This is a genomic window from Pseudomonas helmanticensis (assembly GCF_900182985.1).
GTDB classification, from domain to species: domain Bacteria; phylum Pseudomonadota; class Gammaproteobacteria; order Pseudomonadales; family Pseudomonadaceae; genus Aquipseudomonas; species Aquipseudomonas helmanticensis.
Map to the genome: position 1 here is coordinate 4,115,677 of NZ_FXUY01000001.1, position 16,835 is coordinate 4,132,511.

Genomic DNA, 16,835 nt, shown 5'->3' on the forward strand with positions numbered 1-16,835 from the left:
AAAAACGCATCAATGTGGGAGTGAACCCTGTGGCGAGGGGATTTATCCCCGTTGGGCTACGCAGTAGCCCCAAAATCGGCAAATGCGGAAAACCAGATACACCGCATGTGATGGTTTTGGGGCAGCTTCGCTGCCCAACGGGGATAAATCCCCTCGCCACAAAAGCCCGCTCCCACAGTTTTGTAGTCAGATTACTGCGCCTGATAAATCTGGTCGAACACGCCACCGTCGTTGAAGAATTTCGGCTGCGCGGTTTTCCAGCCGCCGAAGTCCTTGTCGATGGTCACCAGGTCCAGTTTCGGGAACTGCTGGGCGTACTTCGCAGCCACGTCCTTGTCACGCGGACGGTAGAAGTTCTTCGCAGCAATTTCCTGACCGGCCGGGCTGTACAGGTGCTTCAGATAGGCTTCGGCAATCTGCTCGTTGCCTTTCTTCTCGGCGTTCTTGTCGACCACGGCCACTGGCGGCTCGGCGAGGATCGACAGCGAAGGCACGACGATGTCGAACTTGTCAGCGCCGCCATCTTCTTTCAGCGCCAGGAACGCTTCGTTTTCCCAGGCCAGCAACACGTCGCCCTGACCGTTGTTGACGAAAGTAATGGTCGAACCGCGCGCACCGGTGTCGAGGATCGGCACGTGCTTGAACAGGGTCTGTACGTATTCTTTGGCTTTGGCTTCGTCACCGCCATTGGCTTTCAGGCCATAGGCCCACGCGGCGAGGAAGTTCCAGCGCGCACCGCCGGAGGTTTTTGGGTTCGGGGTGATTACCGAGACGTCGTTCTTGACCAGATCGCCCCAGTCCTTGATGCCTTTCGGATTGCCCTTGCGCACCAGGAAGACGATGGTCGAAGTGTACGGCGTGCTCGCTTCCGGCAGACGCTTCTGCCAGTCGGCGGGCAGGGTCTTGCCGAGTTTGGCGATTTCATCGATGTCGCCGGCCAAAGCCAGGGTCACTACGTCAGCGCGCAGACCGTCGATCACCGCACGGCCCTGCTTGCCCGAACCGCCGTGGGATTGCTGGATTTTCACGGTGTCGCCGGCGTGGTCTTTCTGCCAGAACTTGATGAATTCGGCGTTGTAGTCCTGATACAGCTCGCGCGTTGGGTCATACGACACGTTGAGCAGCTCGTAATCCTTGGCAACCGCGGAACCGGCAAACACAGCGCTGGCCAGGGCGGCCAAAGCGTAACGGCGAATCGACGACATGGTGAAAGCTCCTGGAATTCTTGGTGGTGGCTTTTTCTTATGAATATCTGGAATCGGGTTTGCCGGCTAAAGATCGGAGCCTGCGGCAGCTCCTACATCAATCCCCCGTAGGAGCTGCCGCAGGCTGCGATCTTTTGATCTTCACCTCAGCCCGGTTGTTTACCCGGTTGCTGCAAACGAAACTTCTCTTTGCGCTCGATCTGCACGACCTGCGCGTTGTGCACAGTGATCTCCACCGCGCCAAACCGCAGATCGCGCAGGGCGCTCTGGATTTCACGCAAGATGGTGGTTTCGTCCTGACCGTCAACGCTGCGAAGGGATGCGCTCATGGTGCTGCTCCTTTGAATGGGATTTGCCTGGCAGTGGGCGGCACTGCGTTCGGCGTGGGAGCAATATAAGAGAGGCATGGATATTCTTAAAAAGACTATTTAAGAATGTTTATATAACTAGAAAACATTATGTGGCGGGGCAAGGGTTTGCGCCGATCTGAGAGCGATAGATAACCCTGTGGCGAGGGGATTTATCCCCGTTGGGTTGCGAAGCGACCCTGAAAATTTGGGACTGCTGCGCAGTCCAACGGGGATAAATCCCCTCGCCACAGATTTTGTATTCACCTCAGGTTTTGTGTCAGCTGTCAGCAATAACGGGGGCTTTCGTCCAGTCAATTTCGGTCGCCGGGCTCGGCCGTCCAAACCAGTAGCCCTGTCCAAGATCACATTCCTGCGCGAGCAGGAACACCGCCTGCTCAGCCTGCTCAATCCCCTCGGCATGCACCTGCATGCCCATGCTCCGCGCCAGCGCAATAATCACCCGGACAATCGCCGCGTCATCCTCATCCCACGGCAAACCGGCTACAAAGCCCTGATCGATCTTCAATTTTTGCACCGGCAAACGCTTGAGTCGCAGCAGCGACGAATAGCCGGTGCCGAAATCATCGATCGCCAGGCGAATCCCCAACTCACGCAAACGATGCATCTGCTCCAGTGCCACTTCCGGATCGTCCATCACCGCACTTTCGGTGACTTCCAGCTCCAGATACGCCGGATCCAGCCCGGTGTCATGCAGCACCTGCGCCACTTGCTGATACAACTCGCGGCGCGCAAACAACCGCGATGACACATTGACCGCGACAAATGACAGCACCATTCCGGCCTGCTGCCACTCACACATCTGCCGACAGGCCTGTTGCATCACCCATGCGTCGATTTCGGCGATCAATCCGGTGCGTTCGGCAATCGGGATGAACTCCGCCGGCGACACCAGACCGCGTTGCGGATGCTGCCAGCGAACCAGCGCTTCGACGCCAATCAGGCGACTGCTTTTCAGGTCATGCACCGGCTGGTAGTAGACACGCAGTTCCTGCTGTTCCAGCGCCCGGCGCAGTTCGAAAGCGATTTCGACCCGTCGCTGAGCGTGGGCGGTGAGTTCTTCGGTGTACAAAGCGTAACCGTTGCGGCCGCTGCTCTTGGCCTTGAACAATGCCGCATCAGCATTACGCAACAGTTGATCGGCGCTCAATGCATCGCTGGGAAACAGGCTGATGCCGATACTGGCGTTTATGAACAACTCGTGGCCATCGATGCAGAGCGGTTCCTTGAGCGCATCGAGAATGCGTTGCGCCAGTGCCGCCGCTTGCACGGGCTGTGGACAACTTTCCGCGAGCACGGCGAACTCGTCGCCGCCGAGGCGCGCCAGGGTGATTCCCGGTCCGAACAGTTCCTGCAGGCGCGCCGCCACGGCCTTGAGCAAGCGATCGCCGACGTTATGCCCGAGGCTGTCGTTGATCATCTTGAAGTGATCGAGATCGAGCATCAGCAACGCGCAACCGCGCTTGTGGATCTGCGCAGAGGCCAGCGCCTGCTCGGCACGGTCGCTGAACAACAGGCGATTGGGCAGATCGGTCAGCGGGTCGTGGTGCGCAAGGTGTTTGAGTTCATGCTCGGAGTGCTTGATCGCGCTGATATCGGAAAACACTGCGACGTAATGACTGAGTCGGCCCTGATCGTCATGAATGACGCGGATGGTTTGCCACTGTGGATAAATCTCGCCGCTCTTGCGGCGGTTCCAGATTTCCCCACTCCATTCGCCCTCGGTCTCGAGGGTGGCGAACATTGCCTGATAGAAACCCGGCGGATGATGCCCGGACTTGAAAAGGCTGGGACGCTGGCCGAGGACTTCTTCGCGCTGATAACCGGTGATCTCGATGAACGCACGATTGACGTGCACGATCAGCCCCTGATGGTTGGTCACCAACACCCCTTCGCGGGTGCAATCGAACACCGCAGCGGCCTGGCGCAGGCGTTCGCGATCAGCGTGACGCTCGCGCAACCGCGCGCCGATCCCGAGAAACTCGCACAGTCGAACCCGCGCCAGAAAAATCAGCGCGGCGCTGACCGCCGCAAACACATAACCGTTGATCAGTTGCCATCGGCCAAGATCGACGGAGTTATCGAAGAAATTGTTTAATAAATGATCAGCACCTTGCAGCCAGACGACGGCAAGCACGAGATAGAGCAGCGCTGCACGCAAGGCATCGCGATATGTGGCAGACATTCGGCTATCCATGTCCCTACAAAAAGGTTGGAATTATAGGTCAAGAAACATCCAGCGACTCTTATCTGAAAGGGCGACTGGTTTTATCTGTGTGCTTAGTGATAATGCAACGGCTGTTTTTATCTTTATCGAGGGCCCTATAGCCTATGTGGTACGAAGGTTTTCTTGGCTTGTCGGCCTGGTCTCTGGTCGCGGTCACCCTGTTGATGACCCACGTGACAATTGTCGGCGTCACGGTCTATCTGCACCGCTATTCGGCCCATCGCTCGCTTGAGCTTAATGCCGGCCTGAAGCACTTCTTCCGTTTCTGGCTGTGGCTGACCACGGCGCAGAACACCCGCGAGTGGACCGCCATCCACCGTAAACACCACGCCAAGTGCGAAACCGAGGATGACCCGCACAGCCCGGTCATCAAAGGCCTTTCCACCGTGCTGCGCACTGGCGCCGAGCTGTACCGCGCTGAAGCGCAGAATCCGGAAACCCTGCGCATCTACGGCAAGAACTGCCCGGAAGACTGGATCGAACGCAACGTCTACAGCCGCTACCCGCTGCTGGGCGTGGCAATCATGGGCGTGATCGACCTGCTGCTGTTCGGCACCATCGGCATCACCATCTGGGCGATCCAGATGATGTGGATCCCGGTATGGGCCGCCGGCGTGATCAACGGTCTTGGCCATGCCGTCGGCTACCGCAACTTCGAATGCCGCGACGCGGCGACCAATCTGGTGCCGTGGGGCATCCTGATCGGCGGCGAAGAACTGCATAACAACCATCACACCTACCCTAACTCGGCCAAGCTGTCGGTGAAGAAGTGGGAGTTCGACCTCGGTTGGGCGTGGATCAAAGTCTTCAGTTTCCTGCGTCTGGCCAAGGTTCAGCGTGTCGCGCCGATCGCCCACCGGGTCGAAGGCAAGGGCAATCTGGACATGGACACCGCCATGGCGATCCTCAACAACCGCTTCCAGATCATGGCCCAGTACCGCAAGTTGGTGATCGGGCCGCTGGTCAAGCAAGAGCTGGCCAAGGTCGATCATTCGGTGCGCCACCAGTTCCACCGCGCCAAGCGCCTGCTGTCGCGGGAAACCAGCCTGCTGGAAGATCGTCATCACTTGCGCATCCAGAACATGCTCGAACACAGCCAGGCATTGAAGGTAATTTACGAAAAACGCCTGGCCCTGCAGCAGATCTGGGTCAAGACCAGCGCAAATGGTCACGACATGCTCGCGGCCATCAAGGAATGGATTCACGAGGCGGAAGCCAGCGGCATTCAGTCGTTGCGTGAATTCGCCGACCAGTTGAAAACCTACTCGCTGCGCCCGACTGCGTAATCGCGTAATCGCGTAATCGCGTAATCGCGTAATCGCGTAATCGCGTAATCGCGTAATCGCGTAATCGCGTAATCGCGTAATCGGTAGGAGCTGCCGCAGGCTGCGATCTTTTGACTTTGTTTCAAAAAGAAAAGATCAAAAGATCGCAGCCTGCGGCAGCTCCTACAGGGTTGACCATTGGCAGCCGCCCGGCGGAACCCCGCACCCGCTGGGAACTTCGCTGAAAATCCCCTATCTCAAAGACACTTCGCCACCCCGGCGGGTTGTACTGTGGTTGTTGTCGAACTCCCGGCACGCCCTTTGAGATCTGTGCCGATGGTCAACAACAATCAAAAAGACTCATCCTTCCCGCAGTGGCCCGAGGCCGCACAAACCCTCATGGCATTGATGCACGCCCAAGGCGAAGTTGCGCGCTTGAGCGAACGCGAACAGCTGTTCAGCTCGCTGCTGGTCAGCGTCAATGCCGTACTCTGGGCCTTCAACTGGGAAACCCGGCAAGTGCTGTACGTCAGCCCGGCTTATGAACGGATTTTCGGCCGTTCTGCCGGCTTGTTGCTGGGCGACTACAACCAGTGGCGCGACAGCATCTACCCCGACGATCTGGAATACGCCGAACGCAGCCTCGCCGAAGTGCTGCACAAAGGCGCAGTAGAAGATCGCGAATACCGCATCATCGACGCCGATGGCCAGGTGCGCTGGCTCAGCGACAAGTGCTTCATCAATCGCCAGGACGAACCCGGGCAACCGGTGATCATCGTCGGCATCGCCGAAGACATCACCGACAAGAAGCAGATGGAAACCGAGCTTCATCGCCTGGCGACCACCGACGTGCTGACGCAAAGCAGTAACCGCCGGCACTTTTTCGAATGCGCCAACCGCGAGTTCGAAGAGGCGCGCCTGCAAGGTTCGCCCATGGCCTTTCTGCTGCTGGACATCGACGACTTCAAAATAATCAACGACACCTACGGCCACCCGGAAGGCGACAACGTGCTGCAGCGGATTGCCGAGTGCGGCCGCGGTTCGTTACGCCGTGGCGATCTGTTCGGGCGAATTGGCGGGGAAGAGTTTGCCGCGGTGTTCCCGGGCTGTGCGCCGGACATGGCGATGCAGGTGGCCGAGCGGTTGCAGCAGGAGATTCAACGGTTGAGTTTCAGCCATGCCGGCCTGACGTTCGGCATCAGCGTCAGCCAGGGCCTGACCAGTCTCACTGAAGAAGACGAAAGCCTCGACAGCCTGTTCGCCCGCGCGGATGCAGCGATGTACGAAGCCAAGCGCCAGGGCAAGAACCGCATCATCACAGCCTGACCCCGAACACAAACCCTGTAGGAGCTGCGGCACGCTGCGATCTTTTGATCTTGTTCTAAAGATCAAAAGATCGCAGCGTGCCGCAGCTCCTACAGGGGGATTGTGCGAATGTTATTTGCGCATCCGCATCAGCTCCGGCAAGCCGATCTTGAGCAACCGCGCCGTGCGGCTCTTCGCCAACTCTTCGATGCCTTCATGCTCGGTCAGATGCGCCATCTGCGCGGCCATGTTCATCACCAGCGCCTCGCGCGAATACACCCCGCCGCCGAGCTGGTAGACCGACGCAATCAACTCACGCAGCTCCAGCGGCAGTCGCCAGCGCGTACGCAGCGCCGAACCGTAGGCTGCACCAAATTGTGCCAGCGCTTCGCCAACCTCCTCCAGCTCATCCAGCTCACCGCCAGCCTGCTGCCATTCCTGCAAACAACGCAGCAGCGCGAGATCACCCAGACGGTGCAGCATGCCTGCGCAATAGCAGCGCTCCTGATCGAGATCAAGCAGTCGAGCCAGCGTGCGCGCGTATTCAGCGGTGTGCAGCGACAAGCCCCAATAACGCTCGGCATAGTCGGCCAGACACGGATCACTGAGTTTGGCACTGCGCTTGAGCGCCAGGCCGAGAATCAGGTTCATGCTCTGCCCGGTGCCCAGTCGATGCAGCGCCTGAGCCAATGTCTGCACCGGCGCACCATGGTGTTGCGCGGCGCTGTTGGCCGCCGCGATCAACACCGCGGTGATTTGCGGATCGGTTTTTATCTCATCTTCCAGCAGCTTCAGGTCGAGGCCATTGGGATTCAGGCTGCGCTTCACGGCCACTTGAACGTCGGTCATCAACGGCGCGCCATCGGCTTGCTCACGGCGACGCTCAAGAAACACCGACAAGGTCATGCCCGGCGCTAGCGCCGGCACTTCGCAGAACACCTCTTCCCCGGCATTGAGCAGCAAACCCTGCAAACGGGCGGTCAGACTTTCCATGTTCAGCGGTTTGGTCAGATACGCCGTCGGCGCCAACGGAATGGCTTCGCGCACACTGGCGCTGTCATTGCGACTGCTCATCAGAATGAACGGCAGCGGCGGATTGCGTTTGCGCTGGCGCACGCTGCGCAGCACATTCAAGCCATCGACGCCGGGCAGTTCCCAATCGACGATGGCCAGGTCATAAGGAATTTCGCTGAGCATCGACAGCGCTTGCTGGCCATCGGCACACAGATCCAGCCGCGCATCGCAGCGCACGTTCAGCAGCACTTGTTTGAGCAGGTCGCGGGACCACGGATCAGCCTCGGCAATCAGCACTCGCGGTACGGCGGGTAATTCAACGGCAGTCATGCGCGCTCTCCCTTGCAATCCCTGAACCTTAGCCAATGCTGGCCTTTCGATACAGCGCTAAAGCGCCCGATGTGTTTCAAGGGGCGTAAAAAAACCCGCCGAAGCGGGTTTTTTGTCGATCAGGTCACACTGGGTGATCAGAGCTCGGAGAAGCACTCTTCGATGATCGCCAGGCCTTTGTCCAGTTGCTCGTCCGGCGAGGTCAGCGGTACGAGGACGCGCAGAACGTTGCCGTAGGTGCCGCAGGACAGCAGGATCAGACCTTTGTCGCGGGCCTTGGCCACAACCGATGCCACTGCTGCAGCGTTCGGCTTGTGGCTGTCGCCGTTTTCGAACAGCTCGACCGCGATCATCGCGCCCAGGGCACGGACTTCACCGATCACCGGGTACTTGGCCTGAATGGCCTTCAAGCCAGTGACCAGACGCTCGCCGACTGCCTTGCAACGATCCAGCAGGTTTTCTTCTTCGAACACTTCCATCACTGCCAGAGCAGCGGCGCAAGCGATCGGGCTACCGGCGTAAGTGCCACCGAGGCCGCCCGGAGCAATGGCGTCCATGTATTCGGCCTTGCCGCAAACACCGGCCAGCGGGAAGCCGCCAGCGATGGATTTGGCGAAGGTGGTCAGGTCGGCAGCAACGCCCATCTGTTCCATGGCGAAGAACGTACCGGTACGGCCAGCGCCTGTTTGTACTTCGTCAGCGATCAGCAAAATGCCGTGCTGGTCGCACAGCGCGCGCAGACGCTTCATGAATTCCTTCGGCGCGACGTAGAAACCACCTTCACCCTGTACAGGCTCGATGATGATCGCGGCGATGTCTTTCGGCTCGGCGTCGTTCTTGAAGATGCGTTCGATGGAAGCGATCGAGTCGTCGATGCTTACACCGTGCAGCTCATTCGGGTACAGCGCGCGGAAGATGCCGCCTGGCATCAGGCCCATGCCGGCCGAGTACGGCACGACTTTACCGGTCAGGCCCAGGGTCATCATGGTGCGACCGTGGTAGGCGCCGGTGAAGGCGATCACGCCAGCGCGGCCAGTGGCGGCACGGGCGATTTTCACGGCGTTTTCTACCGCTTCGGAACCGGTGGTGACCAGCAGGGTTTTCTTGGCGAAATCACCCGGGATCTTCGCGTTGATCTTTTCGCACACTTCTACGTACGGCTCGTAAGCCAGCACCTGGAAGCAAGTGTGGGTCAGCTTGTTCAGCTGTTCGGTCACGGCGGCGATGATTTTCGGGTGCACGTGGCCGGTGTTCAGTACAGCGATACCGCCGGCGAAGTCGATGAACTCACGACCTTCAACGTCAGTCACGGTAGCGTTTTTTGCCGACTCAGCGAAGATCGGGTGAATCTGGCCAACACCACGTGGAACAGCTGCGGTACGACGGGCCATCAGTTCAGCGTTAGTCTTGCTCATTACAGTCCTCATTCGCCGCTCATCGGGCGGCGTGGTTCAAGGATTAAGCGGGAGGAAGCGACGGCGGCAGCATGCGATGATCGACTGCCACGGCGTTCCCGGCCGCAGAGAAAATTCCGGTTTGAAACGACGCAAAGGGACAGCGCTCTCGTGCCCTTTGCGTTTGCAGCGATCCTTGTCCGGGCTTAGATGCCCAGGCAGAGGTATTTGATTTCCAGGTAATCTTCGATGCCGTACTTGGAGCCTTCACGGCCCAGGCCCGAGGCCTTGATGCCGCCGAACGGCGCGACTTCGTTGGAGATCAGCCCGGTGTTGACGCCAACCATGCCGTACTCCAGTGCTTCAGCGACACGGAACACACGACCGAGGTCGCGAGCATAGAAGTACGAAGCCAGACCGAATTCGGTGTCGTTGGACATCGCGATCACTTCGGCTTCGTCTTTGAAGCGGAACAGCGGCGCCAGCGGACCGAAGGTTTCTTCCTTGGCCACTGCAGCATTTTTCGGCACGTTGGTGAGGATGGTCGGTTCGAAGAAGTTGCCTTCCATCGCCTTGCCACCGGCCAGCACGGTCGCGCCTTTGGCCACAGCGTCAGCAATGTGCTCTTTGACCTTGGCCACGGCTTTTTCGTCGATCAGCGGGCCAGTGGTGGTGCCGTCTTCCAGACCGTTGCCGATCTTCAGTTTGGCCACAGCCACTTTCAGCTTCTCGGCGAACGCGTCGTAGACCGAATCCTGAATGTACAGACGGTTGGCGCAGACGCAGGTCTGGCCGTTGTTGCGGTATTTGGAAATGATTGCGCCTTCGACGGCCTTATCCAGGTCCGCGTCGTCGAACACGATGAACGGCGCGTTACCGCCCAGTTCCAGCGAGACTTTCTTGATGTCCTTGGCGCATTCAGCCATCAGCTGGCGGCCAATTTCGGTCGAACCGGTGAAGGACAGTTTGCGCACGATCGGGTTGCTGGTCAGCTCGCTGCCGATGTCGCCGGCGCTGCCGGACACCACGCTGAACACGCCCGCAGGAATGCCCGCGCGCTGAGCCAGTTCGGCCAGGGCGAAAGCGGAGAATGGCGTTTGCGAAGCAGGCTTGAGGACCATGGTGCAACCGGCGGCCAGTGCCGGGCCGGCTTTACGGGTGATCATCGCGGCCGGGAAGTTCCACGGGGTGATCGCTGCGGTCACACCGATTGGCTGCTTGATCACGATCAGGCGCTTGTCGGGCTGGTGACCTGGAATCACGTCACCGTAGATGCGCTTGGCTTCTTCGGCGAACCACTCGATGAACGAAGCGGCGTAAACGATTTCGCCCTTGGCTTCGGCCAGCGGCTTGCCCTGTTCGAGAGTCATCAGGCGCGCGAGGTCGTCCTGGTTCTCGATCATCAGTTCGAACCAGCGACGCAACTTGCCGGCACGCTCTTTGGCGGTCAGTGCACGCCAGGCCGGCAGCGCTTTGTCAGCGGCTTCGATGGCACGGCGGGTTTCGGCGGCGCCCATTTTTGGCACGGTACCGAGGATTTCACCGGTGGCCGGGTTGTTGACCTTGATCGTCTGACCGTTGTCCGCATCGACCCAAGCGCCATCAATGAAGGCTTGCTGGCGGAACAACTGGGTATCTTTAAGCTGCATGTCGGCTTTCCTTAACAGCACCGCGGCCTGCGCGGAGCAAATTATGATTGTAGAAAGGCGCCTCGCAAGGCTGCCGTCAGGGAAATCAGTGACCGGGTGTGGCGCATAAACAGTGGACGATTCGAACCACCAGCGCTTCAACACCCAGCAAAGAGCGTTTGAAATCTCAAACGGATCGTAGGATCAAAGGGGGTAAAGGACAATAGGTCGTTCGAAAAAAAGAACAAAAACGCCGCGTTTGTGGAAATTTTCAGATCAACGAGCAAAAAGCCCTCGCGGCAACAGAACCATAGATCAGTCCCGCGAAAGCGCCAAGCGAGGGTTTTGCAGGACGTTACAGCTTTCAGGAATGCAGCGATTTCAACCGACACGCGTACTGACAATCCGCGCCGAAACCCAGCATGGACGCCCCGAGCCGACCTAGGTATGATGTCGCCCGCTGCACCAGTAGCTCAGCTGGATAGAGTACTGCCCTCCGAAGGCAGGGGTCGTGGGTTCGAATCCCGCCTGGTGCACCATTGATTTAAACGAGAAAGCCCCGGACTGTGATGGTCCGGGGCTTTTTTGTGGGCGATGAACAGACTGCGCAACGACGCTACTCCGTCGTCCAGTCAAACTCATCGTAATCATCGTCGTCCTCTTCTTCCTCAATCTCCTCAAAAACCTCGTCTTCATCAACGACATCTTCTTCCGGCTGATTCAGCAGAAACTCCTTGCGTGCTTCAGTAATCGCGCGCCGTATCTCTTCGCCCTTCTCGGGGCAATTGAGGAGTTGGGCGATGCGGTCAATTTTCGATGCCACGTTGTCCTCCAGTGGATTGGCAATGCCCCGATATTGCGCGCTTTTGCGGGGCAATGCCAAATGGCGGGAGGAGACGCCGGTCATTTTTTCTGCAACTGTTCGAGTCGGGCGTCGAGATCGGCGTCCGGATAGCGTTTGTGCAGGTTGTTGAACAGGCTGTCGGCCGCTTGTGACTGGCCGGATTCGCGCAGGCGCAGAACTTCACGCAGTTGTGCATCGAGACCATTGACCGGGGCGGCAGCGCGTTTGCCGAGTTTGGCTTCATCGGCGCTGATCGCCTGACTTTGCATTGGCGCAGCCATTTCCGCCATTGGCGCGGGAGCGGGCATGCCGCCAGCGGGGGCGCTCAATGCCTCGGGCGCCTGTTTGCGGGCCAGTGGCGCTGCCGGTTTGGCTGCCGGAGCGAAGTCGAATTGTGGTTGCGGCTCAGGCGCGCGCTGCACCAGCGACAACATCAGGGCGACGCCGACGAGACTGGCGAACGCAACTTGCCAGCGCGGTTTGCGGCAGGCGTCGAGCCAGCGTTGCCACAGGCTTGGCTTCGGCGCCGGGATCTCGCGGCGGGCAGCATTGAGAATGAATGCATCGAGGTGCGCTGGCGGTTCAGCGTTGTGCTGTTCGCGCACATGTTTTATCACCGAGTCATCGGGTGTCTGGCGGGCGTCAGTCATGTCAGTACCTCCTCGGCCAGCAGCCGACGCAGTTTTTGCTGGGCGTAGCGCAAGCGGCTTTTCACGGTTTCCAGCGGTGTTTCGGTGAGGCTGGCGATTTGCGCCAGGTCGAGGTCGCCGTGGGCACGCAGCAGGAACACTTCGCGCTGGTCGGCGGGCAGGGTTTGCAGGGCGCTTTCCAGGCGCTGGCTGTCGCGGCTAAGGCTGAGCAGTTGTTCGGGATCGTTCGTGTCATCGCTGACGGCGTGCGCCTGTTCGTCAAAGCTGTCGTGCAGCGGTTGCCGAGCGCCGTGTTTGCGCCAGTGATCGATCAGACGATTGCGTGCAATCTGGAACAACCATGTACGAAAGGTCGCCCGGCCCTGTGGCTGACTGGTGCTGCGGATCAGGCTCAGCCAAGTGTCCTGAAACACTTCGTCGGCCAACTCCGGTTTGCCACTCAAACCGAGCAGAAACCGATACAGGCCCTGGCGGTGGCGCGCGTACAAGATCTCGAACGCCGCGCCGTCGCCCTCGCGATAACGCGCCAGCAGCGCTTCATCGCTGCTGGCGGTTGAGCTGTCTGCCGAAGCAAACAGCTGGCTGATGAACCCCTTCAGACGACTCACTTATTCAATCCGTCGTGGAGTGGCCGGCGCATTCGCTGCGGTCGAGGTGCGCAGGCTCTGCGCCAGTTCCACCAGTTGCACGAACTCGTTGCGCAGGCCGAAGCGATCGTCACCACGCGCGCCACGGGCCAGCGCCTCAGTGTCTTTCAGGCTGAAGTCGCCGGTGTAGCGGCCATCCTTGAGTTGCTGGGAAAACGCGGCGACCGCAGCGGCAAAGCGCAGGTCTTCACTGGCGGGGGCGACCTGATTGGTAATCGGCCGTTCGATCAGCCGACTTTTCCCACCTTCGGGCTGTTGATAACGTACACGCAGCATCGCCAATTCTGCGTTTTTCGCGGAAGTAACCGGCGGCGATTGACCGTAACGCAGCGGCTCCAGCCAGCCCTGCTCACCCGCCGGGACAATTTCATACAGCGCGGTCACTGTGTGTCCTGCGCCGATTTCACCGGCATCGACTTTGTCATTGCTGAAATCCTCACGCTTCAATGCACGGTTTTCGTAGCCGAGCAGACGATATTCGCTGACCTGCGCCGGGTTGAACTCCACCTGCAACTTGACGTTCTTCGCTACCACGGCGAGGGTCGAGCCGAGTTGATCGACCAGCACCTTGCGTGCCTCGCGCAGGTTATCGATATAGGCGTAGTTGCCATCGCCAGCGTCGGCCAGTTGCTCCATCAAGTGTTCATTGTAGTTATCCACACCAAAACCCAAGGTGGTCAGGGATATCCCGCTTTTGCGTTTATCCACAGCCATTTGCTTGAGGCTGTCGAAGTCGCTGACGCCGAAATTGAAGTCGCCATCGGTGGCCAGAAGAATGCGGTTGATGCCGTTGGGGATGAAGGCTTGTTGCGCCATCTGGTAGGCCATTTCGATGCCCGAAGCGCCAGCGGTCGAACCACCTGCAGTCAATTGCTCGATAGCCGTACGAATTTTCGCTTTTTCCCGTCCGGAAGTAGGTTCAAGCACCACTCTGGATTCGCCGGCGTAGACGACCAACGACACGCGATCCTGATCGCGCAATTGATCGACCAGCAGTTTCAAGGTGCTTTTGACCAGCGGCAGGCCCTCGCGACGATCCATGGAACCCGATACGTCGACCAGAAACACCAGATTGGCCGGTGCCAGTTCCGCCACGGCGCGGTCGGAGGCCTTGATGCCGATACGCAGCAACCGCGTGTGCGGGTTCCATGGCGAGGCAGCCAGCTCGGTGGTCACGCCAAAGGGCGAGCCATCGCTGGGCAACGCGTAGTCGTAGGGGAAGTAATTGACCATTTCCTCCAGTCGCACCGCGCCTTCCGGTGGCAGACGTCCTTGATTGAGCAGACGGCGAACATTGGCGTACGCGCCCGTATCGACGTCAGCGCTGAAGGTTGAAACCGGCGTTTCGGCGACGCTGTGGATCGGGTTGTCAGGCAGCATCTGATATTGCTCGCGCTGCTCGTCACGATAGCCCTGTGGATAACTGTCCGCGCTGGGCATCGCGGCAAAACTGGCCAGCGGCGCCGGATGCGCCATGCGCTTGGCCATCGTTCCGCCCGCCATGACCGCTTCCTGTTGAACCACAGCTTGAGGCTGCACAGGCGCTGGCACAGCGGCGGAATCAGGATTGGAAGAGACGCCGCAACCACCGACGGCCAACAACATACCGACCACGACGGGACGCAAAAGAAGATGAGACATGGGGGCTGACCTCGGGATGAAATTGATCATTCATCCAGTGAGACGGGCAGCCCTTTCAGTTCGGGTTAAACGCCGCTAAAAAATTTTCAGCGGTGATAACGCCGCACCGCACTGCTGTTGCGCAGCACATGGCCTTTGATTTTTTCCATCAGTTCAGCGCGGGTCAAGCCGGCCGGCAAGGCGTCCGGAGCAAGATCGAGGGCGTAGATCTGGATGATGTAGTGGTGCGCACTGTCGCCCACTGGCGGGCACGGCCCCATGTAATGCGTGTTGCCCTTGCTGTTGGTGCCGCCGACACCCTCGAAAGCGGACTTGGCACCGACACCGGCCGGAATCTGGCGGGTCGTGGCTTTGATGCCGTAGTGAATCCAGTGATCGACGCCCAGGCCTTTCTGGCCGTCCGGATCGTGCATGACGATCGCGTAGCTCTGGGTCGCGGTGGGGCCAGCGTTCCAGCTCAGCGCCGGCGACTGGTTCTTGCCGCCACAGCCGGCCGCATCGCTGGCCGCTGCTGCGGTGAACAGGCGGTTATCGGAAACACCCGGGATGCTCAGGGTGAAACGCTCCTGGGCCTGCGCCGGAAACTGCACGCAAAGGGCGACGACAACGGCCGCCAGCCATGGGTTGAGAGAGGTCAATCGGGTCATTCCGGGAGCACCTTGTGCAGTTGGGCCTTCGTCGGCCTGCAAACTATAGCTGTACCGTTCGTGCCGTGGCAGTGGCAAATGGCTGAACCTCGCACTACCGCGCAAACTCACAAGAGAAATGCCTGCGAGGAAGCCGGATATGGCCCTGCACCGTGTCGCCCGTATCGCCGATGTCCCACAAGACCGTGGCCTGCCCGTGGAAATCGGCGACTGCAAGATCGTCCTGCTGCGCGCCGGAGATCAACTGCGTGCCTTTCAGGGCGAATGCCCACATGCCGGCGCGCCGTTGGCTGACGGCGCGTTGTGTCACGGACGCCTGATCTGCCCGTGGCATAAAGCCGCATTCCGCGCTGAAGACGGCGCGTTGTGCGAGCCGCCAGCCCTCGACAGCCTTAAACGTTATCCGCTGGAAACACGCGGCGACGAGGTGTGGGTGGATGACCAACCGTTAGCGGATCCGCACACTCCGCCGGCAGACGATTCCCGTACGTTCGTGATTGTCGGCGCAGGGGCGGCAGGCACGGCGTGCGCGGCGGCGCTACGGGAAAAGGGCTTTGGTGGCCGAATCCTGATGATCGACCGTGAAACCGACGCCGGTTACGACCGAACGGTGCTGAGCAAATTCGTCCTCGCCGGAGAAATGCCAGCCGAGGAAATTCCACCCCTGCGCGATGAAGCTTTCTATAAAGAGCAGCGCATTGAACGGCTGCACAGCGAAATCACTTCACTCGACGCTCAGGTCAAGACCCTGCACCTCGCCGATGGCCAAATCCTCAATTACGACGCAGCGGTGCTGGCGACTGGCGGCGCACCCAATCGATTGGAGTTGCCCGGCGCAGACCTGCCGCAGGTGTTCGTCTTGCGTTCAAAAGCCCAGGCTGAACAGATCATGAACACGGCCCAGCCGGATCAGCGCGCGGTGATCATCGGCGACAGCTTCATCGCCCTTGAGTGTGCCTCGGCCCTGCGCCAGCACGGTCTGGACGTTACGGTGCTGGCGCGCCATGCGATTCCCTTCGCCGCGCAATTCGGCGAAACCGTGGGCAAAGCGATTCGCACACTGCATGAAGAAAATGGCGTGAAGTTCATCAACGAGCACCAAGCCACGGAAATCATCGGCGACGGCAAGGTCGAGGCGGTGCTGCTGGACAATGGTTTGCGCCTTTCTGCGGATCTGGTGCTGGCAGGCATTGGCGTCCACCCCGCCACCGAGCCTTTTGCGTCATTGCCCAAGGAAAAAGATCAGTCGCTGCGCGTCGACGCCGGCATGCGCATCACCGCGGGGCTTTGGGCCATTGGCGACATCGCCACCTTCCCGCTGAACGGCCAGCCGCAGCGCATCGAACACTGGCGCCTGGCCCAGCAACACGCACGAATCGCTGCTGCCAACATGCTCGGTGGCGACGAACACTATCTTGATGTGCCGTACTTCTGGACCTGGCACTTCGGCAAGAATTACGACTACCTCGGCCACGCTGAGCATTGGGATGAAGTCGAGTTTCTGGGCGAGCCGGAGCACCCACCGTTTATTGGTCTGTTCGGCCGAAAGGGTGTTCTAGTCGCTGCAGTCGCCTGCGAAAAGGAACGCGCCATGGCCCTGCTGGCCGAACGCATGAAGCAACCCCTGCCCATGGAAGAAGCCTGGACCCTGATCCGCGACTGATAAAAAC

General features: G+C 59.6%; 14 protein-coding genes and 1 tRNA gene. 4 read left to right on the plus strand and 11 right to left on the minus strand.

Annotation, left to right across the window (positions count from 1 at the left end):
- Positions 1 to 191 precede the first annotated feature (191 nt).
- From QOL84_RS18385 to dibA, 3 genes are all read right to left on the minus strand, one after another.
- Positions 192 to 1,205 carry a sulfate ABC transporter substrate-binding protein gene (locus QOL84_RS18385; RefSeq protein ID WP_038367242.1) on the minus strand — a complete coding sequence of 338 codons (1,014 nt, stop codon included), beginning with the start codon at positions 1,203 to 1,205 and terminating at the stop codon, positions 192 to 194.
- A gap of 146 nt (positions 1,206 to 1,351) precedes the next feature.
- Positions 1,352 to 1,534 carry a sulfur starvation response protein OscA gene (oscA, locus tag QOL84_RS18390; protein ID WP_034151822.1) on the minus strand — a complete coding sequence of 61 codons (183 nt, stop codon included), beginning with the start codon at positions 1,532 to 1,534 and terminating at the stop codon, positions 1,352 to 1,354.
- Positions 1,535 to 1,832: 298 nt separating this feature from the next.
- Positions 1,833 to 3,758: a phosphodiesterase DibA gene (gene dibA / locus QOL84_RS18395; protein WP_283438109.1), complete on the minus strand. Its 1,926-nt coding sequence runs from the start codon at positions 3,756 to 3,758 to the stop codon at positions 1,833 to 1,835.
- Between the two features lie 146 nt (positions 3,759 to 3,904).
- On the opposite strand from dibA, the gene desA reads away from it, so the two are divergent.
- Both desA and QOL84_RS18405 read left to right on the plus strand, forming a co-directional pair.
- Positions 3,905 to 5,086 (plus strand): delta-9 fatty acid desaturase DesA, encoded by a 1,182-nt coding sequence (desA, locus tag QOL84_RS18400; RefSeq protein WP_129387416.1) that lies wholly within the window; start codon positions 3,905 to 3,907, stop codon positions 5,084 to 5,086.
- A 315-nt stretch (positions 5,087 to 5,401) separates the two neighbouring features.
- The gene (locus QOL84_RS18405; RefSeq protein WP_283438110.1) at positions 5,402 to 6,391 is read left to right on the plus strand and encodes a GGDEF domain-containing protein; all 990 of its coding nucleotides are present in this window, start codon (positions 5,402 to 5,404) and stop codon (positions 6,389 to 6,391) included.
- Positions 6,392 to 6,502: 111 nt separating this feature from the next.
- Here QOL84_RS18405 and QOL84_RS18410 read toward each other — a convergent pair whose 3' ends face one another.
- The 3 genes from QOL84_RS18410 to gabD all read right to left on the minus strand — a co-directional run bounded on the left by QOL84_RS18410 (position 6,503) and on the right by gabD (position 10,757).
- Entirely contained in the window at positions 6,503 to 7,714 is a 1,212-nt protein-coding gene (locus QOL84_RS18410) for a response regulator (RefSeq protein ID WP_283438111.1), read from the minus strand.
- 137 nt (positions 7,715 to 7,851) lie between these two features.
- Positions 7,852 to 9,129: a 4-aminobutyrate--2-oxoglutarate transaminase gene (gabT, locus tag QOL84_RS18415; RefSeq protein ID WP_008080000.1), complete on the minus strand. Its 1,278-nt coding sequence runs from the start codon at positions 9,127 to 9,129 to the stop codon at positions 7,852 to 7,854.
- Positions 9,130 to 9,314: 185 nt separating this feature from the next.
- The gene (gabD, locus tag QOL84_RS18420; RefSeq protein WP_053116466.1) at positions 9,315 to 10,757 is read right to left on the minus strand and encodes an NADP-dependent succinate-semialdehyde dehydrogenase; all 1,443 of its coding nucleotides are present in this window, start codon (positions 10,755 to 10,757) and stop codon (positions 9,315 to 9,317) included.
- 441 nt (positions 10,758 to 11,198) lie between these two features.
- Here gabD and QOL84_RS18425 point away from each other — a divergent pair.
- Positions 11,199 to 11,275 (plus strand) — tRNA-Arg (locus QOL84_RS18425).
- Between the two features lie 77 nt (positions 11,276 to 11,352).
- On the opposite strand, the gene QOL84_RS18430 is transcribed toward QOL84_RS18425, so the two are convergent.
- The 5 genes from QOL84_RS18430 to QOL84_RS18450 form a co-directional block, all read right to left on the minus strand.
- Complete coding sequence (locus QOL84_RS18430) at positions 11,353 to 11,619, minus strand: hypothetical protein (protein ID WP_174823956.1); 267 nt, start codon at positions 11,617 to 11,619, stop codon at positions 11,353 to 11,355.
- A 20-nt stretch (positions 11,620 to 11,639) separates the two neighbouring features.
- Positions 11,640 to 12,230, minus strand: a complete 591-nt coding sequence (locus QOL84_RS18435; RefSeq protein ID WP_283438112.1) for a hypothetical protein — start codon at positions 12,228 to 12,230, stop codon at positions 11,640 to 11,642.
- The gene (locus tag QOL84_RS18440) at positions 12,227 to 12,808 is read right to left on the minus strand and encodes an RNA polymerase sigma factor (RefSeq protein ID WP_283438667.1); all 582 of its coding nucleotides are present in this window, start codon (positions 12,806 to 12,808) and stop codon (positions 12,227 to 12,229) included. The genes QOL84_RS18435 and QOL84_RS18440 overlap by 4 nt, the downstream gene beginning before the upstream one ends.
- A 30-nt stretch (positions 12,809 to 12,838) precedes the next feature.
- Positions 12,839 to 14,518 carry a vWA domain-containing protein gene (locus tag QOL84_RS18445; protein ID WP_283438113.1) on the minus strand — a complete coding sequence of 560 codons (1,680 nt, stop codon included), beginning with the start codon at positions 14,516 to 14,518 and terminating at the stop codon, positions 12,839 to 12,841.
- Positions 14,519 to 14,604: 86 nt separating this feature from the next.
- Positions 14,605 to 15,165, minus strand: coding sequence for a YbhB/YbcL family Raf kinase inhibitor-like protein (locus QOL84_RS18450; RefSeq protein ID WP_283438114.1), 561 nt, complete (start codon positions 15,163 to 15,165; stop codon positions 14,605 to 14,607).
- 139 nt (positions 15,166 to 15,304) lie between these two features.
- Here QOL84_RS18450 and QOL84_RS18455 point away from each other — a divergent pair, with 139 nt between their 5' ends.
- Positions 15,305 to 16,828 (plus strand): FAD-dependent oxidoreductase, encoded by a 1,524-nt coding sequence (locus QOL84_RS18455; protein ID WP_283438115.1) that lies wholly within the window; start codon positions 15,305 to 15,307, stop codon positions 16,826 to 16,828.
- The last annotated feature ends 7 nt before the right edge of the window (positions 16,829 to 16,835 follow it).